This is a genomic window from Agrobacterium tumefaciens (assembly GCF_005221385.1).
Classification (GTDB): Bacteria; Pseudomonadota; Alphaproteobacteria; order Rhizobiales; family Rhizobiaceae; genus Agrobacterium; species Agrobacterium tomkonis.
The window spans coordinates 1638637-1651865 of the sequence record NZ_CP039903.1 but is presented as its reverse complement, the minus strand read 5'-3'; the positions used below and the strand labels follow the sequence as shown (position 1 = coordinate 1651865).

Annotated in this window: 15 protein-coding genes; 2 read left to right on the top strand and 13 right to left on the bottom strand. The window is 59.6% G+C overall.

What is annotated here, in order from left to right; translation table 11 throughout:
- Nucleotides 1–36: 36 nt before the first annotated feature.
- The 4 genes from CFBP6623_RS08245 to CFBP6623_RS08230 all read right to left on the bottom strand — a co-directional run bounded on the left by CFBP6623_RS08245 (nt 37) and on the right by CFBP6623_RS08230 (nt 2549).
- Nucleotides 37–1245 (bottom strand): multidrug effflux MFS transporter, encoded by a 1209-nt coding sequence (locus CFBP6623_RS08245; protein ID WP_046798226.1) that lies wholly within the window; start codon nt 1243–1245, stop codon nt 37–39.
- Between the two features lie 137 nt (nt 1246–1382).
- Nucleotides 1383–1718 (bottom strand): Grx4 family monothiol glutaredoxin, encoded by a 336-nt coding sequence (grxD, locus tag CFBP6623_RS08240; RefSeq protein ID WP_046798227.1) that lies wholly within the window; start codon nt 1716–1718, stop codon nt 1383–1385.
- A 154-nt stretch (nt 1719–1872) separates the two neighbouring features.
- Nucleotides 1873–2304 (bottom strand): hypothetical protein, encoded by a 432-nt coding sequence (locus tag CFBP6623_RS08235; protein WP_046798228.1) that lies wholly within the window; start codon nt 2302–2304, stop codon nt 1873–1875.
- Nucleotides 2301–2549 (bottom strand): hypothetical protein, encoded by a 249-nt coding sequence (locus CFBP6623_RS08230; protein WP_046798229.1) that lies wholly within the window; start codon nt 2547–2549, stop codon nt 2301–2303. The genes CFBP6623_RS08235 and CFBP6623_RS08230 overlap by 4 nt, the downstream gene beginning before the upstream one ends.
- A gap of 211 nt (nt 2550–2760) precedes the next feature.
- Between CFBP6623_RS08230 and CFBP6623_RS08225 the strand changes: the two genes are divergently transcribed.
- The gene (locus CFBP6623_RS08225) at nt 2761–3909 is read left to right on the top strand and encodes a hypothetical protein (RefSeq protein ID WP_080842001.1); all 1149 of its coding nucleotides are present in this window, start codon (nt 2761–2763) and stop codon (nt 3907–3909) included.
- A gap of 140 nt (nt 3910–4049) precedes the next feature.
- Here the strand turns inward: CFBP6623_RS08225 and CFBP6623_RS08220 are convergent, their stop codons facing one another.
- From CFBP6623_RS08220 to CFBP6623_RS08210, 3 genes are all read right to left on the bottom strand, one after another.
- On the bottom strand, nt 4050–4283 hold the full coding sequence (locus CFBP6623_RS08220; RefSeq protein WP_003507909.1) for a BolA/IbaG family iron-sulfur metabolism protein: 234 nt from the start codon (nt 4281–4283) through the stop codon (nt 4050–4052).
- Between the two features lie 16 nt (nt 4284–4299).
- Nucleotides 4300–6534: a phosphoribosylformylglycinamidine synthase subunit PurL gene (gene purL / locus CFBP6623_RS08215; protein WP_046798231.1), complete on the bottom strand. Its 2235-nt coding sequence runs from the start codon at nt 6532–6534 to the stop codon at nt 4300–4302.
- A 154-nt stretch (nt 6535–6688) separates the two neighbouring features.
- The gene (locus CFBP6623_RS08210; protein ID WP_046798232.1) at nt 6689–8107 is read right to left on the bottom strand and encodes a PLP-dependent aminotransferase family protein; all 1419 of its coding nucleotides are present in this window, start codon (nt 8105–8107) and stop codon (nt 6689–6691) included.
- 93 nt (nt 8108–8200) lie between these two features.
- On the opposite strand from CFBP6623_RS08210, the gene CFBP6623_RS08205 reads away from it, so the two are divergent.
- A complete protein-coding gene (locus tag CFBP6623_RS08205; RefSeq protein WP_046798233.1) occupies nt 8201–8506 on the top strand; it encodes a DUF1127 domain-containing protein in 306 nt (101 codons plus the stop codon).
- Between the two features lie 237 nt (nt 8507–8743).
- On the opposite strand, the gene CFBP6623_RS08200 is transcribed toward CFBP6623_RS08205, so the two are convergent.
- The 6 genes from CFBP6623_RS08200 to purB all read right to left on the bottom strand — a co-directional run bounded on the left by CFBP6623_RS08200 (nt 8744) and on the right by purB (nt 13224).
- The gene (locus tag CFBP6623_RS08200; protein ID WP_046798234.1) at nt 8744–9148 is read right to left on the bottom strand and encodes a hypothetical protein; all 405 of its coding nucleotides are present in this window, start codon (nt 9146–9148) and stop codon (nt 8744–8746) included.
- A 78-nt stretch (nt 9149–9226) separates the two neighbouring features.
- Nucleotides 9227–9898 (bottom strand): phosphoribosylformylglycinamidine synthase subunit PurQ, encoded by a 672-nt coding sequence (gene purQ, locus CFBP6623_RS08195; RefSeq protein WP_046798235.1) that lies wholly within the window; start codon nt 9896–9898, stop codon nt 9227–9229.
- A 120-nt stretch (nt 9899–10018) separates the two neighbouring features.
- On the bottom strand, nt 10019–10261 hold the full coding sequence (purS, locus tag CFBP6623_RS08190; protein ID WP_003507918.1) for a phosphoribosylformylglycinamidine synthase subunit PurS: 243 nt from the start codon (nt 10259–10261) through the stop codon (nt 10019–10021).
- 55 nt (nt 10262–10316) lie between these two features.
- Entirely contained in the window at nt 10317–11081 is a 765-nt protein-coding gene (gene purC / locus CFBP6623_RS08185) for a phosphoribosylaminoimidazolesuccinocarboxamide synthase (RefSeq protein ID WP_003516002.1), read from the bottom strand.
- Nucleotides 11082–11283: 202 nt separating this feature from the next.
- Nucleotides 11284–11847 (bottom strand): alpha/beta hydrolase, encoded by a 564-nt coding sequence (locus CFBP6623_RS08180; protein WP_046798236.1) that lies wholly within the window; start codon nt 11845–11847, stop codon nt 11284–11286.
- Between the two features lie 69 nt (nt 11848–11916).
- Nucleotides 11917–13224 (bottom strand): adenylosuccinate lyase, encoded by a 1308-nt coding sequence (gene purB / locus CFBP6623_RS08175; protein ID WP_046798237.1) that lies wholly within the window; start codon nt 13222–13224, stop codon nt 11917–11919.
- Nucleotides 13225–13229: the final 5 nt, after the last annotated feature.

The window sequence follows — 13229 nt, the reverse complement described above, 5'->3', positions numbered from 1 at the left end:
ACAAAATTCCGCGCCCTTTTATTTTTCTAACCGCCTTTACCGTGTCGGCTTGTTGTGCGCCTGAAACAGCATGCCCTTTTCGCCGATCAGCACGAAGATCAGACCGATGATGGAGACGACGAAGAAGCCGGCCACCATCGGCAGCGCCGTGCCGTCGAAAGCTTGGCCGATGCCGGCGCCGATCAGCGAACCGCCGACGGTTCCCATGAAACCGATGACGGAGGAGGCGGTGCCGGCGACATGGCCGAGCGGTTCCATGGCGAGCGAGTTGAAGTTCGAGCCGATCCAGCCGAACTGGAACATGGCAAGCGCAAAGAACACGATGAAGATGGCAAAGGGCATCGGCTCCGGTCCAAGCACTTGCACCACCAGCCAGATGAAGGTGATGGCGATGAAGCCGAGCAGCGATCCGTGCGACAGCTTGCGCATGCCGAACCTGCCGACCAGCCTTGCATTGATGAAGGACGAGAAGGCCATGAACAGGGCAACGCCGGCAAAGGCCGCCGCAAACCATGCGCCAAGGCCATAAATGCCCTTATAGACCTGTTCAGCCGAGTTGATGAAGCCAAACAGCGCGCCGAAGATGAAGGTGCTCGAAAGCGTATAACAGAGCGCGATACGGTTGGTGAGCACGATCTTGAAGCCGCCAAGCACCGAGCGGGCGGTGAAAGGCCTGACATCATCCGGATGCAGGGTTTCCGGCAGGCGGAAATACATCCAGGCGGTTACAACCGCGGCAATTCCCGCCATGAAGGCGAAGATCAGGTGCCAGTTGCCGAAAAACAGCACGATCTGGCCGGTGCCGGGCGCGATGACCGGAACGACCATGAAGACCATCATGATCAGCGACATGACTTCCGCCATCTGACGGCCGCCATAGATGTCACGCACGATCGAGATGGTGATGACGCGTGTCGCCGCCGAACCGATGCCCTGAATGAAGCGCAGCAGCAAAAGGCCGGAGAATGACGGCACGAAGACCACGGCAAGGGCTGAAACGATGTAGATCGCCAGCCCGACCAGCATCGGCTTGCGGCGTCCGAAACGGTCCGAAATCGGCCCATACAGAAGCTGGGCGATACCGAAGCCGAGAAGATAGGTGGAAATCACGTATTGGCGGTGGTTTTCATTGACGACGCCCAGCGATGCGCCGATTTCCTGAAGACCGGGCAGCATGATGTCGATGGCGAGCGCGTTCAGCGCCATCAGCATGGCGGCAAGCGCAATGAATTCCGTGCGCCCCATCGAGCCTGCGCGCGAAGCGGTGGATTGTGAAAGTTCTGTCACAGGATTGCCCCAAAAAGAACGGCAAAGGCGTTGCATGAAGCAACGCCTGGCATAAATTTCTGACAATCAGGGTGGGCCGGATGAACCGGCCGAAATCAGGCCGCGCCGCGGACGCTGATACCCTGTTCTTGGAAGTGGTTCTGCAGTTCGCCGGACTGGAACATCTCTCTTACGATGTCACAGCCGCCGACGAATTCGCCCTTGACGTAAAGCTGCGGGATGGTCGGCCAGTTGGAATAGTCCTTGATGCCCTGACGGATATCGGCATCGGCAAGCACATTGATGCCCTTGTAGTCGACGCCGAGATAATCGAGGATCTGTACCACCTGGCCGGAAAAACCGCACTGCGGAAATTGCGGGGTGCCCTTCATGAAAAGAACGATGTCGTTGCTCTTCACTTCGCTGTCGATCATGTCGTTAATGCCGCTCATAGGCCTATTCCTTTCACATGCGGTTCAAGGCCGCTGCTTTCTGTTTGTTCCTAGATAACATGTCACGGCGCGATTTCCACCCGGAAAGCGTAAAAAACTGCGGGTGTGGCATCATTGGAAAGGGATCGAAATTTCACATCCACGTCGCAGCGGTTCACGTGTCGGGATAGATCAGAAGTATTTTACCGATTGTCTTTCGCGGTCTGGAGACGAGCGGGACTAATATGCCTGTCTCGTCGGCGAAAAGATCGAGTTCTTTCTGGTTCTGGAGTGTCATGACTGAGCGACCGGTCGCTAGCGAACAATCTCGTTCGCAATCCACCTGCATTTCACCCACCAGTCTGTCGTTTTGGTGGTCGATTTTGAGATCGACAATTAATTTAGGCTCTTCCTGTTTAAGCAGACGGCAGGTTCGACCGATTTTGCAAAACGCAGTGCCAGCTATCGGATCAGCATCATGAAGCAGCACGGCGATGCCAATTTTGATCTCTTTGTCACTTGTGTCGTCGGTGAAGCCCATGCGTGGTGCGGAAAGAAACAGGATGGCGCAGGCGAAAAACAGGCAAAGTCGCTCGTGGCGGATCATCGATATTTCTGCCGGCTGCGGGCGGCGGCGGTTCGTCTTTTGCTCACCTGCTTCTTGGCCGGCCTGGGTTTGACGGCGGCGTTGAGCGCTGCTTCCAGAACGGAGCCGACAATGCCGCCGGCGAGTGAGCCGGTGCTTTTCGTCCGGCGCGTGCGCCGGGTTTTGCGGATACCGGTCTTGGTGAGGATTTCAGACAGCGCGCCCTTGACGACGCCGTTGAGCACTTGATCGACGATGCCAGACAAATTTCCCTCACCGCTAAATAAATCATATTTCCGTCGCGATTTTTACTATACGTGCATCGCCCACTGTATCAAGCGATCCTTTCGGGTGCCTCTAGCGCGGTTTTGCTTTTCTCAGGGACGCAAAAGCGCGCTATCTCTTTGTTTTTGCGCATTGTCCTGACGTAAAAGCGATTCCGCTTTTACTGGAAATGCTCCGGCCGAAGGTTCATGCATGCCAGCCGTCAAGTCACGACTTGTTCTTTATTTTCCCGGTTTCGATCCGCTCGATGCGGCGGCCCATCATCTGCGTTACCAGCGGGCGGCGGCGCTTGCCGGCAAGACCTGGGATGTCGATTATGCGGTGGGGCCGCTGGAGAATGCGCCGGGAGGCGAAACATTCACGGTCGAGGCCTCGGCGGGCGACTGGCGGACGCGTTCGGCCATCTTTGTCTACGATCATAATGGTGTCATCTCCGAGCTGCGGGATGAACCGGTCTGGCGGCAGATCTGGCTCGGATTCAAGGCCGGGGCGGGCATCGTCGGTGAAGGGGGGGCGGCGCGTTATTTTCGCCATGCCTGGCGTTTTGGCCTGTTCTTCATCTTTCCGTTCCTGCTGATGCTTGCCGGCGGTGCGCTTGCTGCCGCTATTGCCCTTTCGCCATGGCTTTTCGCCTTGCCGCTCTGGCTGTTCGCCATCAGCCTTCCCGCCGCCGCCCTGTTTTTCGTGAAGGCGTTCCTGCCGTTTGCCGAGCGGTTTCACACCCTGCATCTTTATGCGGACTGGCGGTTCGCGCTGGCGGTGGGCCGCGATGAGCCGATTGCCCGCGACTGGATCGAGGAGAGGGCGGCGCTTGCCCTGACGGCGCTGGAACAGCCTTCAGACGAGGTTCTGGTGGTTTCGCACAGCATGGGCGCCAGTCTCGCACTCGCCACTATCGGCCGGGTGCTGGAGCTGAAACCGGATGCGCTGGATGGCCGGACACTGTCTTTTGCGACCTTGGGCGGGGCGGCGCTGCAATGTGCGTTCCTGTCGAGTGCGGACAGGCTTCGCCAGAGCGTCGGAATAATCGCTCGCCACCAGAAGGTGACATGGTTCGACATCCAGTGTCTGACCGATCCTATCCATCTTTACCGGTGCAACACCGTGGCCCTGACCGGTCACGCGGATGCGCCGCAGCCGAAAATCGTGCCGATCCGTTTCAAGCACTCGCTTTCGCCGGAGCGCTACAAGAAGAACAAGCGCAACTTCCTGCGCATGCACCGGCAATATGTGCTGGGGCCTGACCGCAAGTCCGGTTACGATTTTACGCTGCTGACGGCGGGGCCTTTGCCGGCCGCCTCTTTTGCTGATCTGGATTCGCAGACGCCGCCTGCCTTGTAAGCGGCGACCGCCCTTTGCCAGAATGAAAAAAGGCCCGCGTGAGAGTATCATGCGGGCCTTTGATTTATTCCGAAGCTTTCACGCTATCCCGCAGATGGGACAGAGCCTGCCGCTTGCAGGAACCGTTTTCACGGGCGCAATCATTCGGGAGCCGAGGTCTGCAGGGCAAGGGCATGCAGAACGCCGCCCATATTGCCCTTCAGCGCGTCATAGACCATCTGGTGCTGCTGCACGCGGGTCTTGCCCTTGAATGCTTCCGCAACGACTTCCGCAGCGTAATGGTCGCCGTCACCGGCCAGATCGCGGATCGTGACCTTTGCCCCGGGAATTCCCGCCTTAATCATGTCTTCAATGTCGCCGGGTTTCATGGGCATGGTGTTTCTCCTTAATTCATTCTGCGGCGAGCAAAGTTTCGCCGTCCATGAATTGAGGGAACCACGATTCATAGGCCAAGTGCAATTCTTTAATCTCGACAGCGCGCGCCGTGCCCAGCTTTACGGTGGAGCCGCCGGTAACGCCGATGACCGGGCAGGAAACGCCTGCCGCCTTGGCAGCCGCCTGCACCTTGTCGAGATCGCTTTTCTTGACGGTGAGGACGTAACGGCCCTGATCTTCACCGTAGAAGGTGAGGACCGGATTGTGGCCTTCGACCGCATCGATCGTCGCGCCGATACCGGAGGAAATCGCCATTTCGCCGACCGCAAGAGCAAGGCCGCCCGAGGAGCAATCGTGAACGGCGGTGGCCAGACCATCGGTGATGACGCCGCGGACGAAATCGCCATTTTTCTTCTCGGCAGCCAGATCGACATGCGGTGCCGGGCCATCGATACGGTTATGGATGTCGCGCATGTAAACCGACTGGGCGATATGCGTGCCGAGACCGGCAGGTGCGCCGACCAGAAGCACCACGTCGCCCTCGGCAGCGAAACGGATGCGCGCCATGCGGCCCCAGTCTTTCAGCAGGCCGACGCCGCCGATGGTGGGGGTGGGCAGGATCGCCTGACCATTGGTCTCGTTATAAAGCGAGACGTTGCCCGAAACGATCGGGAATTCCAGCACGCGGCAGGCTTCGCCGATGCCCTTGATGGCATGGACCAGCTGGCTCATGATCTCGGGCTTTTCCGGATTGCCGAAATTGAGGTTGTCGGTGGCCGCCAGCGGCAGAGCGCCTGTGGCAGTGATGTTGCGCCAGCATTCGGCAACCGCCTGCTTGCCACCTTCGAAGGGATCGGCCTCGACATAACGCGGGGTTACGTCGGAGGAGAAGGCGAGCGCCTTCTTGTCATGGCCTTCGACACGCACCACGCCGGCATCGCCGCCCGGAAGCTGCAGGGAATTGCCCTGGATCAACGTGTCATATTGCTCATAAACCCAGCGGCGCGAGGAGTTGTTGGCTGAACCGAGAAGCGACACCAGCGCGTCGGCAATATCGGCTGCCGGAATGTCGGTTTCCGAAAGTGCTGCCGGCACCTTGGCCGGTGTCCACGGGCGGTCATATTCGGGGGCTTCGTCGCCCAGTTCCTTGATTGGCAGGTTGGCGACTTCTTCGCCATTATGCAGCACGCGGAAGCGCAGGTCGTCCGTCGTCTTGCCGACGATGGCGAAATCCAGACCCCATTTGACGAAGATCGCCTTGGCGACTTCTTCCTTGGAGGGTTCGAGAACCATGAGCATGCGCTCCTGGCTTTCCGACAGCATCATTTCATAAGCCGTCATGCGTTCTTCGCGCACCGGCACGGCGTTCAAGTCGAGTTCGATGCCGAGATCGCCCTTGGCGCCCATTTCAACGGCGGAGCAGGTGAGGCCAGCGGCACCCATGTCCTGAATGGCGATGACCGCACCGGTTTTCATCAGCTCAAGGCAGGCTTCCAGCAGGCACTTTTCAGTGAAGGGGTCACCGACCTGAACGGTCGGGCGCTTTTCTTCGATGGATTCGTCGAATTCCGCGGATGCCATGGTCGCGCCGCCGACGCCGTCGCGGCCGGTCTTTGCGCCGAGATAAACGACCGGCAGGCCGACGCCCTTGGCTTCCGAAAGGAAGATCGCATTGGACTTGGCAAGGCCGGCTGCGAAGGCGTTGACGAGGATATTGCCGTTATAACGCGGGTCGAATTCCACTTCGCCGCCAACCGTCGGCACACCAAAGGAATTGCCGTAACCGCCGACACCGGCGACGACGCCGGCCACGAGGTGGCGGGTCTTCGGATGATCGGGCGCGCCGAAGCGGAGCGCATTCATGGCCGCGATCGGTCGTGCGCCCATGGTGAAGACGTCGCGCAGGATGCCGCCGACGCCCGTTGCCGCACCCTGATAGGGTTCGATATAGGACGGGTGGTTGTGGCTCTCCATCTTGAAAACGACGCAGTCGCCATCGTCGATATCCACCACGCCGGCATTTTCACCGGGGCCTTGGATAACGCGCGGTCCTGTTGTCGGCAGGGTCTTCAGCCACTTCTTGGAGGACTTGTAGGAGCAGTGCTCGTTCCACATGGCCGAGAAGATGCCAAGCTCGGTAAAGCTCGGCTCCCGTCCGATCAGGTCGAGGATACGCTGGTATTCGTCGGGCTTCAGCCCGTGGGATGCAACGAGTTCCGGGGTGATCTTGATGGAGTTTGGAATCGACATAGGTCTCACGCGGTTCGAGCCGAGGAAAGTTTCCGGTTCTTTAGCGCAAGAGGCTCAATGGTGCGACAGGAAAATGCGCCGCTTTGCCTGCTAATTGGCGGTTTGTGCCGATATTGGCGGCCTGCGGGCGGTACCCGCAGGGCCAGCGCAGGGATCAGGCCACGCTTTCATAGCCGGCTGAACCATTGTCGAGCAGGTGACGAAGAATGCTGAAGCCGTGTGTCAGTTCCTCACGGCTGGAAGGCCCGGAAAAGCTGATGCGGACACGGTGGAAGACCTTTTCCGCCCGCCCGGCCTTGAATTCGTCCTCGTCGTCGATCAGCACGCCTTCCTTCATCGCCGCATTGCGGAAGGTGCCGGAAAGCCAGGGTTCAGGCAGCCGCAGCCACATGAAGGCGATATCGGGCAGGGAATTGAAGTCCAGCCCGGCAAAGACGCGCCGGGCGATCGCTTCGCGCCCATTCAATTCGGCAATGCAGTCTTTGCGGATATCATGCGCGTCGCCGCTGTTGACGAGGCGAGCATTCAACTCTGCCAGTATGAAGGGCAGGCCACCCGTCATCATCGAATGGGAAATCCGGATACGCGAGGAATATTGCGCCGGGCAGGCCACCCAACCGCCCCGGACACCGGCGGCGACGGATTTCGACAGGCCGCCGACCACGAAGGTGATGTCGGGTGCGAATTCGGCAATCAGCGGGATCGCCTCGCGGGTCATCGCCCCATAAAGATTGTCCTCGACGATCCATACGCCGTATCGGCGGGCAATATCGGCAATGGCGCGGCGGCGTTCTTCCGGCAGGGTGGCGCAGGTCGGGTTCTGGCCGGCGGACATCAGGAAGATCATTTTCGGGTGCTGCTGGGCGCAGACGCGTTCGAAATCGTCAGGGACAATTCCCTTTTCGTCCGCTTCCACCAGTGTCACCCGCCGTCCGGCAAGGGCGGCGCTGCGGCTGATATGGGAATAGGTCAGCGGTTCGAAGACGATGCGGTCGCCCGGCGCCGTCATTGCCGTGATCACGCTCATCACCGCCGCATGGGCGCCGAGGGTCGAGACGATGTTTTCCGGCTTCGGCGACCAGCCGTTCTGGGAAAGCCAGCGGACACCCGCCATACACCAGTTATCGGGGAACGAACGGGCGTAATTGGTGATGTCGCTGGTGTGCTCTCGGGTGACGGCCTCGATGTGCCTGGCGATCAGCGCGCTCTGGCCGACATCCGGCGCGGCGGTCGTGTTCAGCCGGAATTCGGCGCTGGTGTCGATGGCGTGACGCGTGCTGCCGAAGGCCGCCGCTGCCGGTTCCATGGGTAAAGACGGGGCGGGGGTCTTGCGTTCATTGACATAGGTGCCGCGGCCCACTTCGCCGCTGACGAGGCCGCGCTCGTGGATGAGCGCATAGGCCCGGCCGATTGTGCCGATTGTAACACCCAGATCATAGGCAAGATTGCGCTGCGGCGGCAATTTCGAGCCGGCCTGCAGGGTGCCGTCGGAAATCGCGCCTTCGATACTGTCGGCGAGGCGAAGATAAATCGGGCCGTCGCCCTCGGTGATATTGGGAAGCCAATTTGTCATGGTGACAATTTATGCATTGTATCTATCGTCAAGTCAATTGTATTTATTGATTGCAGTCAATCAAGACAAACGCACGGAGACAATAGGTGCAATATGCGCAAGATGGATCAATACCTTTCGACAGCGGATACGCTTTATCCTGATGGTTACGAACGGGAACGCGTGTTCCGCGATGCCGGCGACATGGTCGCACCGGCGCCCTTTCCGGCCAAGATCGCCCGCACGCTTATTGGTCGCCTGATTGTGGGCATGGCTCTTTGGTTTCAGAAACGACGGGGACGGCTCGCTTTGCGGGAATTGCCCGACGATCTTCTGGAGGATATCGGCGTTACGCGGGACGAGGCCTTGAAGGAGGCCGCGAAATCGCAGCTTTTCTCCTGGCCGTCGCGGTCTTTATAATTTTGTCGAAGAGCGGTGCCTTCTTTCCCCGGCGCCATCAAGCCATTCGGCAGCCCGCCACGCCAATCCCAACCGGCGTTGGCGGGTTTTTTATTGGATTTGCGCGGGAATGCAGGCAAACGGCCTCCGTCATCCTCGGGCTTGTCCCGAGGATCTGCGACGAATTGATTTTATTCGAGGTGATCAGATCCTCGGCACAGGGCCGAGACTGACGTCTTTGAAGTAGACGTCTCTAGATCAGCAGCCTTTGCCGCCATTCGCCCAGCGCTTGACGTCGGTTGCGATGCGGCCGGAGATGGCTTCGTTCATTACGGGTCCGAACGCGTCGAGCTTTGCCGGATTGCCTTCTGCCTGGACGACCAGCATGGGGCGGGATTCCGGGCTGTTGCGCGGCACGAGCAGGATGCGTGGACGGCCGGAGAAAGAATTGAGTTCCGGGGCCAGACGATAGGCCTTGAATGCCGCATCACCCGATTTGAACCAGCAGGCATTTGCGCCAAGAGCAATCCGTTCCATCGTCGGCAGGGCAGCACGGGAGACGGAGGCAGCCGGTTGCGATTTCGGCTGGCAGGCGGCGAGCGCGGCTGCCGCGAGCAGCAATGCGGTGGCTTTATAGGCATTGTGGCGAAGAAGACGAGGCATCAGGTCATCCAGAAGAGAAGCCGAAACTTAGCCGGAAGCCGGCATTAAAAAAGGCGGGCTCGAAGCCCGCCTGGTCTATCAGGCTGCGATGACGCCGAGCGCCGACGCAAAGAGGCCACGCCCGTCATTGCCGCCATGGGCGGCTTCGATGAGGTTTTCCGGATGCGGCATCATGCCGAGAACATTGCCCTTGGCGTTGATGACGCCGGCGATGTCGTTCAGCGAGCCGTTGGGGTTGGTGCCATCAGCATAACGGAACACGACCTGACCGTTGTCTTCCACGGACTTCAGCTCATCCGTATCGAGGAAATAGTTGCCGTCATGGTGGGCAACGGGGCAGCGCAGAATCTGGCCCTTGTCATAAGCACGGGTGAATTCGGTGTCGTTGTTGGTGACTTCGAGCTTCACTTCGCGGCAGACGAATTTCAGCGAGGCGTTGCGCATCAGTGCGCCCGGCAGCATGCCCGCTTCGACCAATATCTGGAAACCGTTGCAGACGCCGAGAACCTTGACGCCCTTTTCCGCCTTTTCGCGAATGGCCTGCATGACCGGCATGCGGGCGGCAATCGCGCCGCAACGCAGATAGTCACCATAGGAAAAACCGCCCGGGATGACGATCAGGTCGACGTCCGGAATATCTGTTTCCGTCTGCCAGATGGTGACGGGCGCGCTTCCGGAGATTTTCGTCAGCGCGGCGATCATGTCGCGGTCGCGGTTGAGGCCGGGAAGTTGGACGACAGCGGATTTCATCGGGACGGCTCCTGCGGCTTAGAGCGTTTCCAGTAAAAGCGGAAACGCTTTTACGTCCGGAAAACGCGCAAAATCAAAGAGATAGATCGGTTTGACGATTCGAAGAAAAGCCAAAACGATCTAGAGGATGGCGATAGCGTAGTTTTCGATGACCGTATTGGCCAGAAGCTTTTCACACATTGCCTTCAGGTCGGTCTCGGCCTTGGCCTTGTCGGCGCCTTCCAGTTCCAGATCGAAGACCTTGCCCTGACGGACATGGCCGACGCCGCCGAAACCGAGGCTGCCGAGCGCGCCTTCGATTGCCTTGCCCTGCGGATCGAGAACGCCGTTCTTCAGCGTAACAGTCACCCGTGCCTTGATCACCTGATCTTCTCCTGATTTTACCTTAAGAGGCCAATATTACGTCACGAGGCCGATATTACTTTACCAGGACTGGGCCGGTGCCGCGGATCGGTTCGTTTTCATTGATGATGCCGAGACGGCGCGCCACTTCGGAATAGGCTTCCACCAGCCCGCCCATGTCACGGCGAAACAGATCCTTGTCCATCTTTTTCTGGGTCTCGATATCCCACAGGCGGCAGCTGTCTGGCGAAATCTCGTCGGCGAGAATGATGCGCATCATGTCGCCTTCGAACAGCCGGCCGCATTCGATCTTGAAATCGACGAGCTGGATGCCGACGCCGAGGAAGAGGCCGGACAGGAAGTCGTTGACGCGGATGGCAAGCGCCATGATGTCGTCAAGCTCGGCGGGGTTGGCCCAGCCGAAGGCCGTGATGTGCTCTTCGGAGACCATCGGGTCTTCCAGCTCATCCGACTTGTAATAAAACTCGATGATGGAGCGCGGCAGGACCACGCCTTCGTCAATGCCGAGGCGCTTGGAGAGCGAGCCGGCGGCGACGTTGCGCACGACGATCTCAAGCGGGATCATCTCCACTTCCTTGATCAACTGCTCGCGCATGTTGAGGCGGCGGATGAAGTGGGTGGGAATGCCGATCTTGTTCAGATGCGTGAAGACATATTCGCAGATACGGTTGTTCAGCACACCCTTGCCGTCGATGACTTCGTGCTTCTTCTTGTTGAAGGCGGTCGCATCGTCCTTGAAGAACTGGATAAGCGTGCCTGGCTCCGGACCTTCGTAGAGGATCTTGGCCTTGCCTTCGTAAATACGGCGGCGACGGTTCATAATGGCAGGTCTCTTGGTTGACGCCGATTCTGGTGGCGTTACGTTTCTGTCTTTGAGCGGTCCCATAAAGGAAAAGAGTGCATTCTACAATGCAGCTCGCATATCTTCCCTTCAATTCTTGTGTCGGGCCGGAAGGTTGTCCGGCCGGAAACCGGCCGGTGCGACTGGCAAGTGGCGGGACGGGTCTTGCCAGAACCTCCTGTCAGGGTTCGTTCGCCTTCAGTCGGCTCAGGAACTGAGCGAAGACCATGCCGCCCTCCGGCCACGGGCCATGGCCGGACTCGGCGTTGATATGGCCGGACATGCCGGCATCGATCAGCAGCGAACCCCAGGCGGCGGCAATGTCATCGGCATGTTCGTAGGTGCCGAAGGGATCGTTGCGGCTGGCGATGGTGATTGTCGGAAATGGCAGCGGATCGCGCGGATAAGGCCCGAAGGTCATCAGATGTTTCGGCCTGATATCCGGATTGGCGACATCCGGCGGCGCAACCAGAAGCGCGCCGGCAACCTTCTTGCCGATTTCCGGCAACGCATGGATGACGGTCGGCACACCCAGCGAATGGGCAACGATGACCACGGGCTTGGTCGAGGTGTTGACCTCTTCCACCAGCCGCGCCACCCAATCGTGCCTCACCGGTTTTGTCCATTCCGCCTGCTCGACACGGCGCGCGGTGGAAAGCTTGCGCTCCCAGCGGGTCTGCCAGTGGTCGGGGCCGGAATTGGTGTAGCCCGGTACCATGAGGATATCTGCTTCTGAAACTTTCATGCGCCCATATCTGTGTTGTGATGCCGCCGCGATCAAGGCCGCGGCGGCATTAACTTTGGAGACCCTGCCTTACGCCTTGCCGAAGACGCGCGCGAAGATCGTGTCGACATGCTTGGTGTGGTAACCGAGGTCGAATTTCTCGCGGATTGTCTCTTCGGGAAGGGCGGCGCGCACTTCCTCGTCACCCAGCAGTTCTTCAAGGAAATCTGCACCCTGTTCCCAGACCTTCATGGCGTTGCGCTGTACCAGACGGTAGGCGTCCTCGCGGGAAACACCGGCCTGCGTCAGCGCCAGCAGCACGCGCTGCGAATGCACGAGGCCACGGAACTTGTTCATGTTCTTCAGCATGTTGTCCGGGTAGATCACCAGCTTTTCGATGACGCCGGCCAGGCGGTTCAGCGCGAAATCCAGCGTGACGGTCGTGTCGGGACCGATGGCGCGCTCCACGGAGGAGTGGCTGATATCGCGCTCATGCCAGAGCGCCACGTTTTCCATGGCCGGGACGACCGACATGCGCACCAGACGGGCAAGGCCGGTCAGGTTTTCGGTCAGAACCGGGTTGCGCTTGTGCGGCATGGCCGAGGAACCCTTCTGGCCGGGAGAGAAGAACTCTTCGGCTTCCAGAACCTCGGTGCGCTGCATGTGGCGGATTTCGATGGCGACGTTTTCTATCGACGAGGCGATGACGCCGAGAACGGCAAAGAACATGGCGTGGCGGTCACGCGGGATGACCTGCGTGGAGACCGGCTCGGGGATGAGGCCGAGCTTTTCGCAGACATGCTCCTCGACACGCGGGTCGATGTTGGCGAAGGTGCCGACGGCGCCGGAGATCGCGCCCGTGGCGATTTCCGCACGGGCATTGACGAGGCGCTCGCGGTTGCGATGCATCTCGGCATAAAAGCGGGCAAAGGTCAGGCCCATGGTGGTCGGCTCGGCATGAATGCCGTGGCTGCGGCCGATGCGCACCGTATTCTTGTGCTCGAAGGCGCGGGTCTTCAGTGCTGCGAGTACCCGGTCCATATCGGCGAGCAGCAGGTCGGCGGCGCGCACGAGCTGGATGTTGAGCGTGGTGTCGAGCACGTCGGAGGAGGTCATGCCCTGATGCACGAAACGGCTGTCGGGACCGACGAACTCGGCAAGGTGGGTCAGGAAGGCGATGACGTCATGCTTGGTGACGGCTTCGATCTCGTCGATGCGGGCGACGTCGAAGGTGGCGCTGCCGCCCTTTTCCCAGATCGTCTGGGCCGCCGATTTCGGAATGACGCCGAGGTCTGCCAGTGCGTCACAGGCATATGCCTCGATCTCGAACCAGATGCGGAACTTTGTTTCCGGCGACCAGATGGCGACCATTTCCGGCCGGGAGTAACGAGGGATCATGGCAA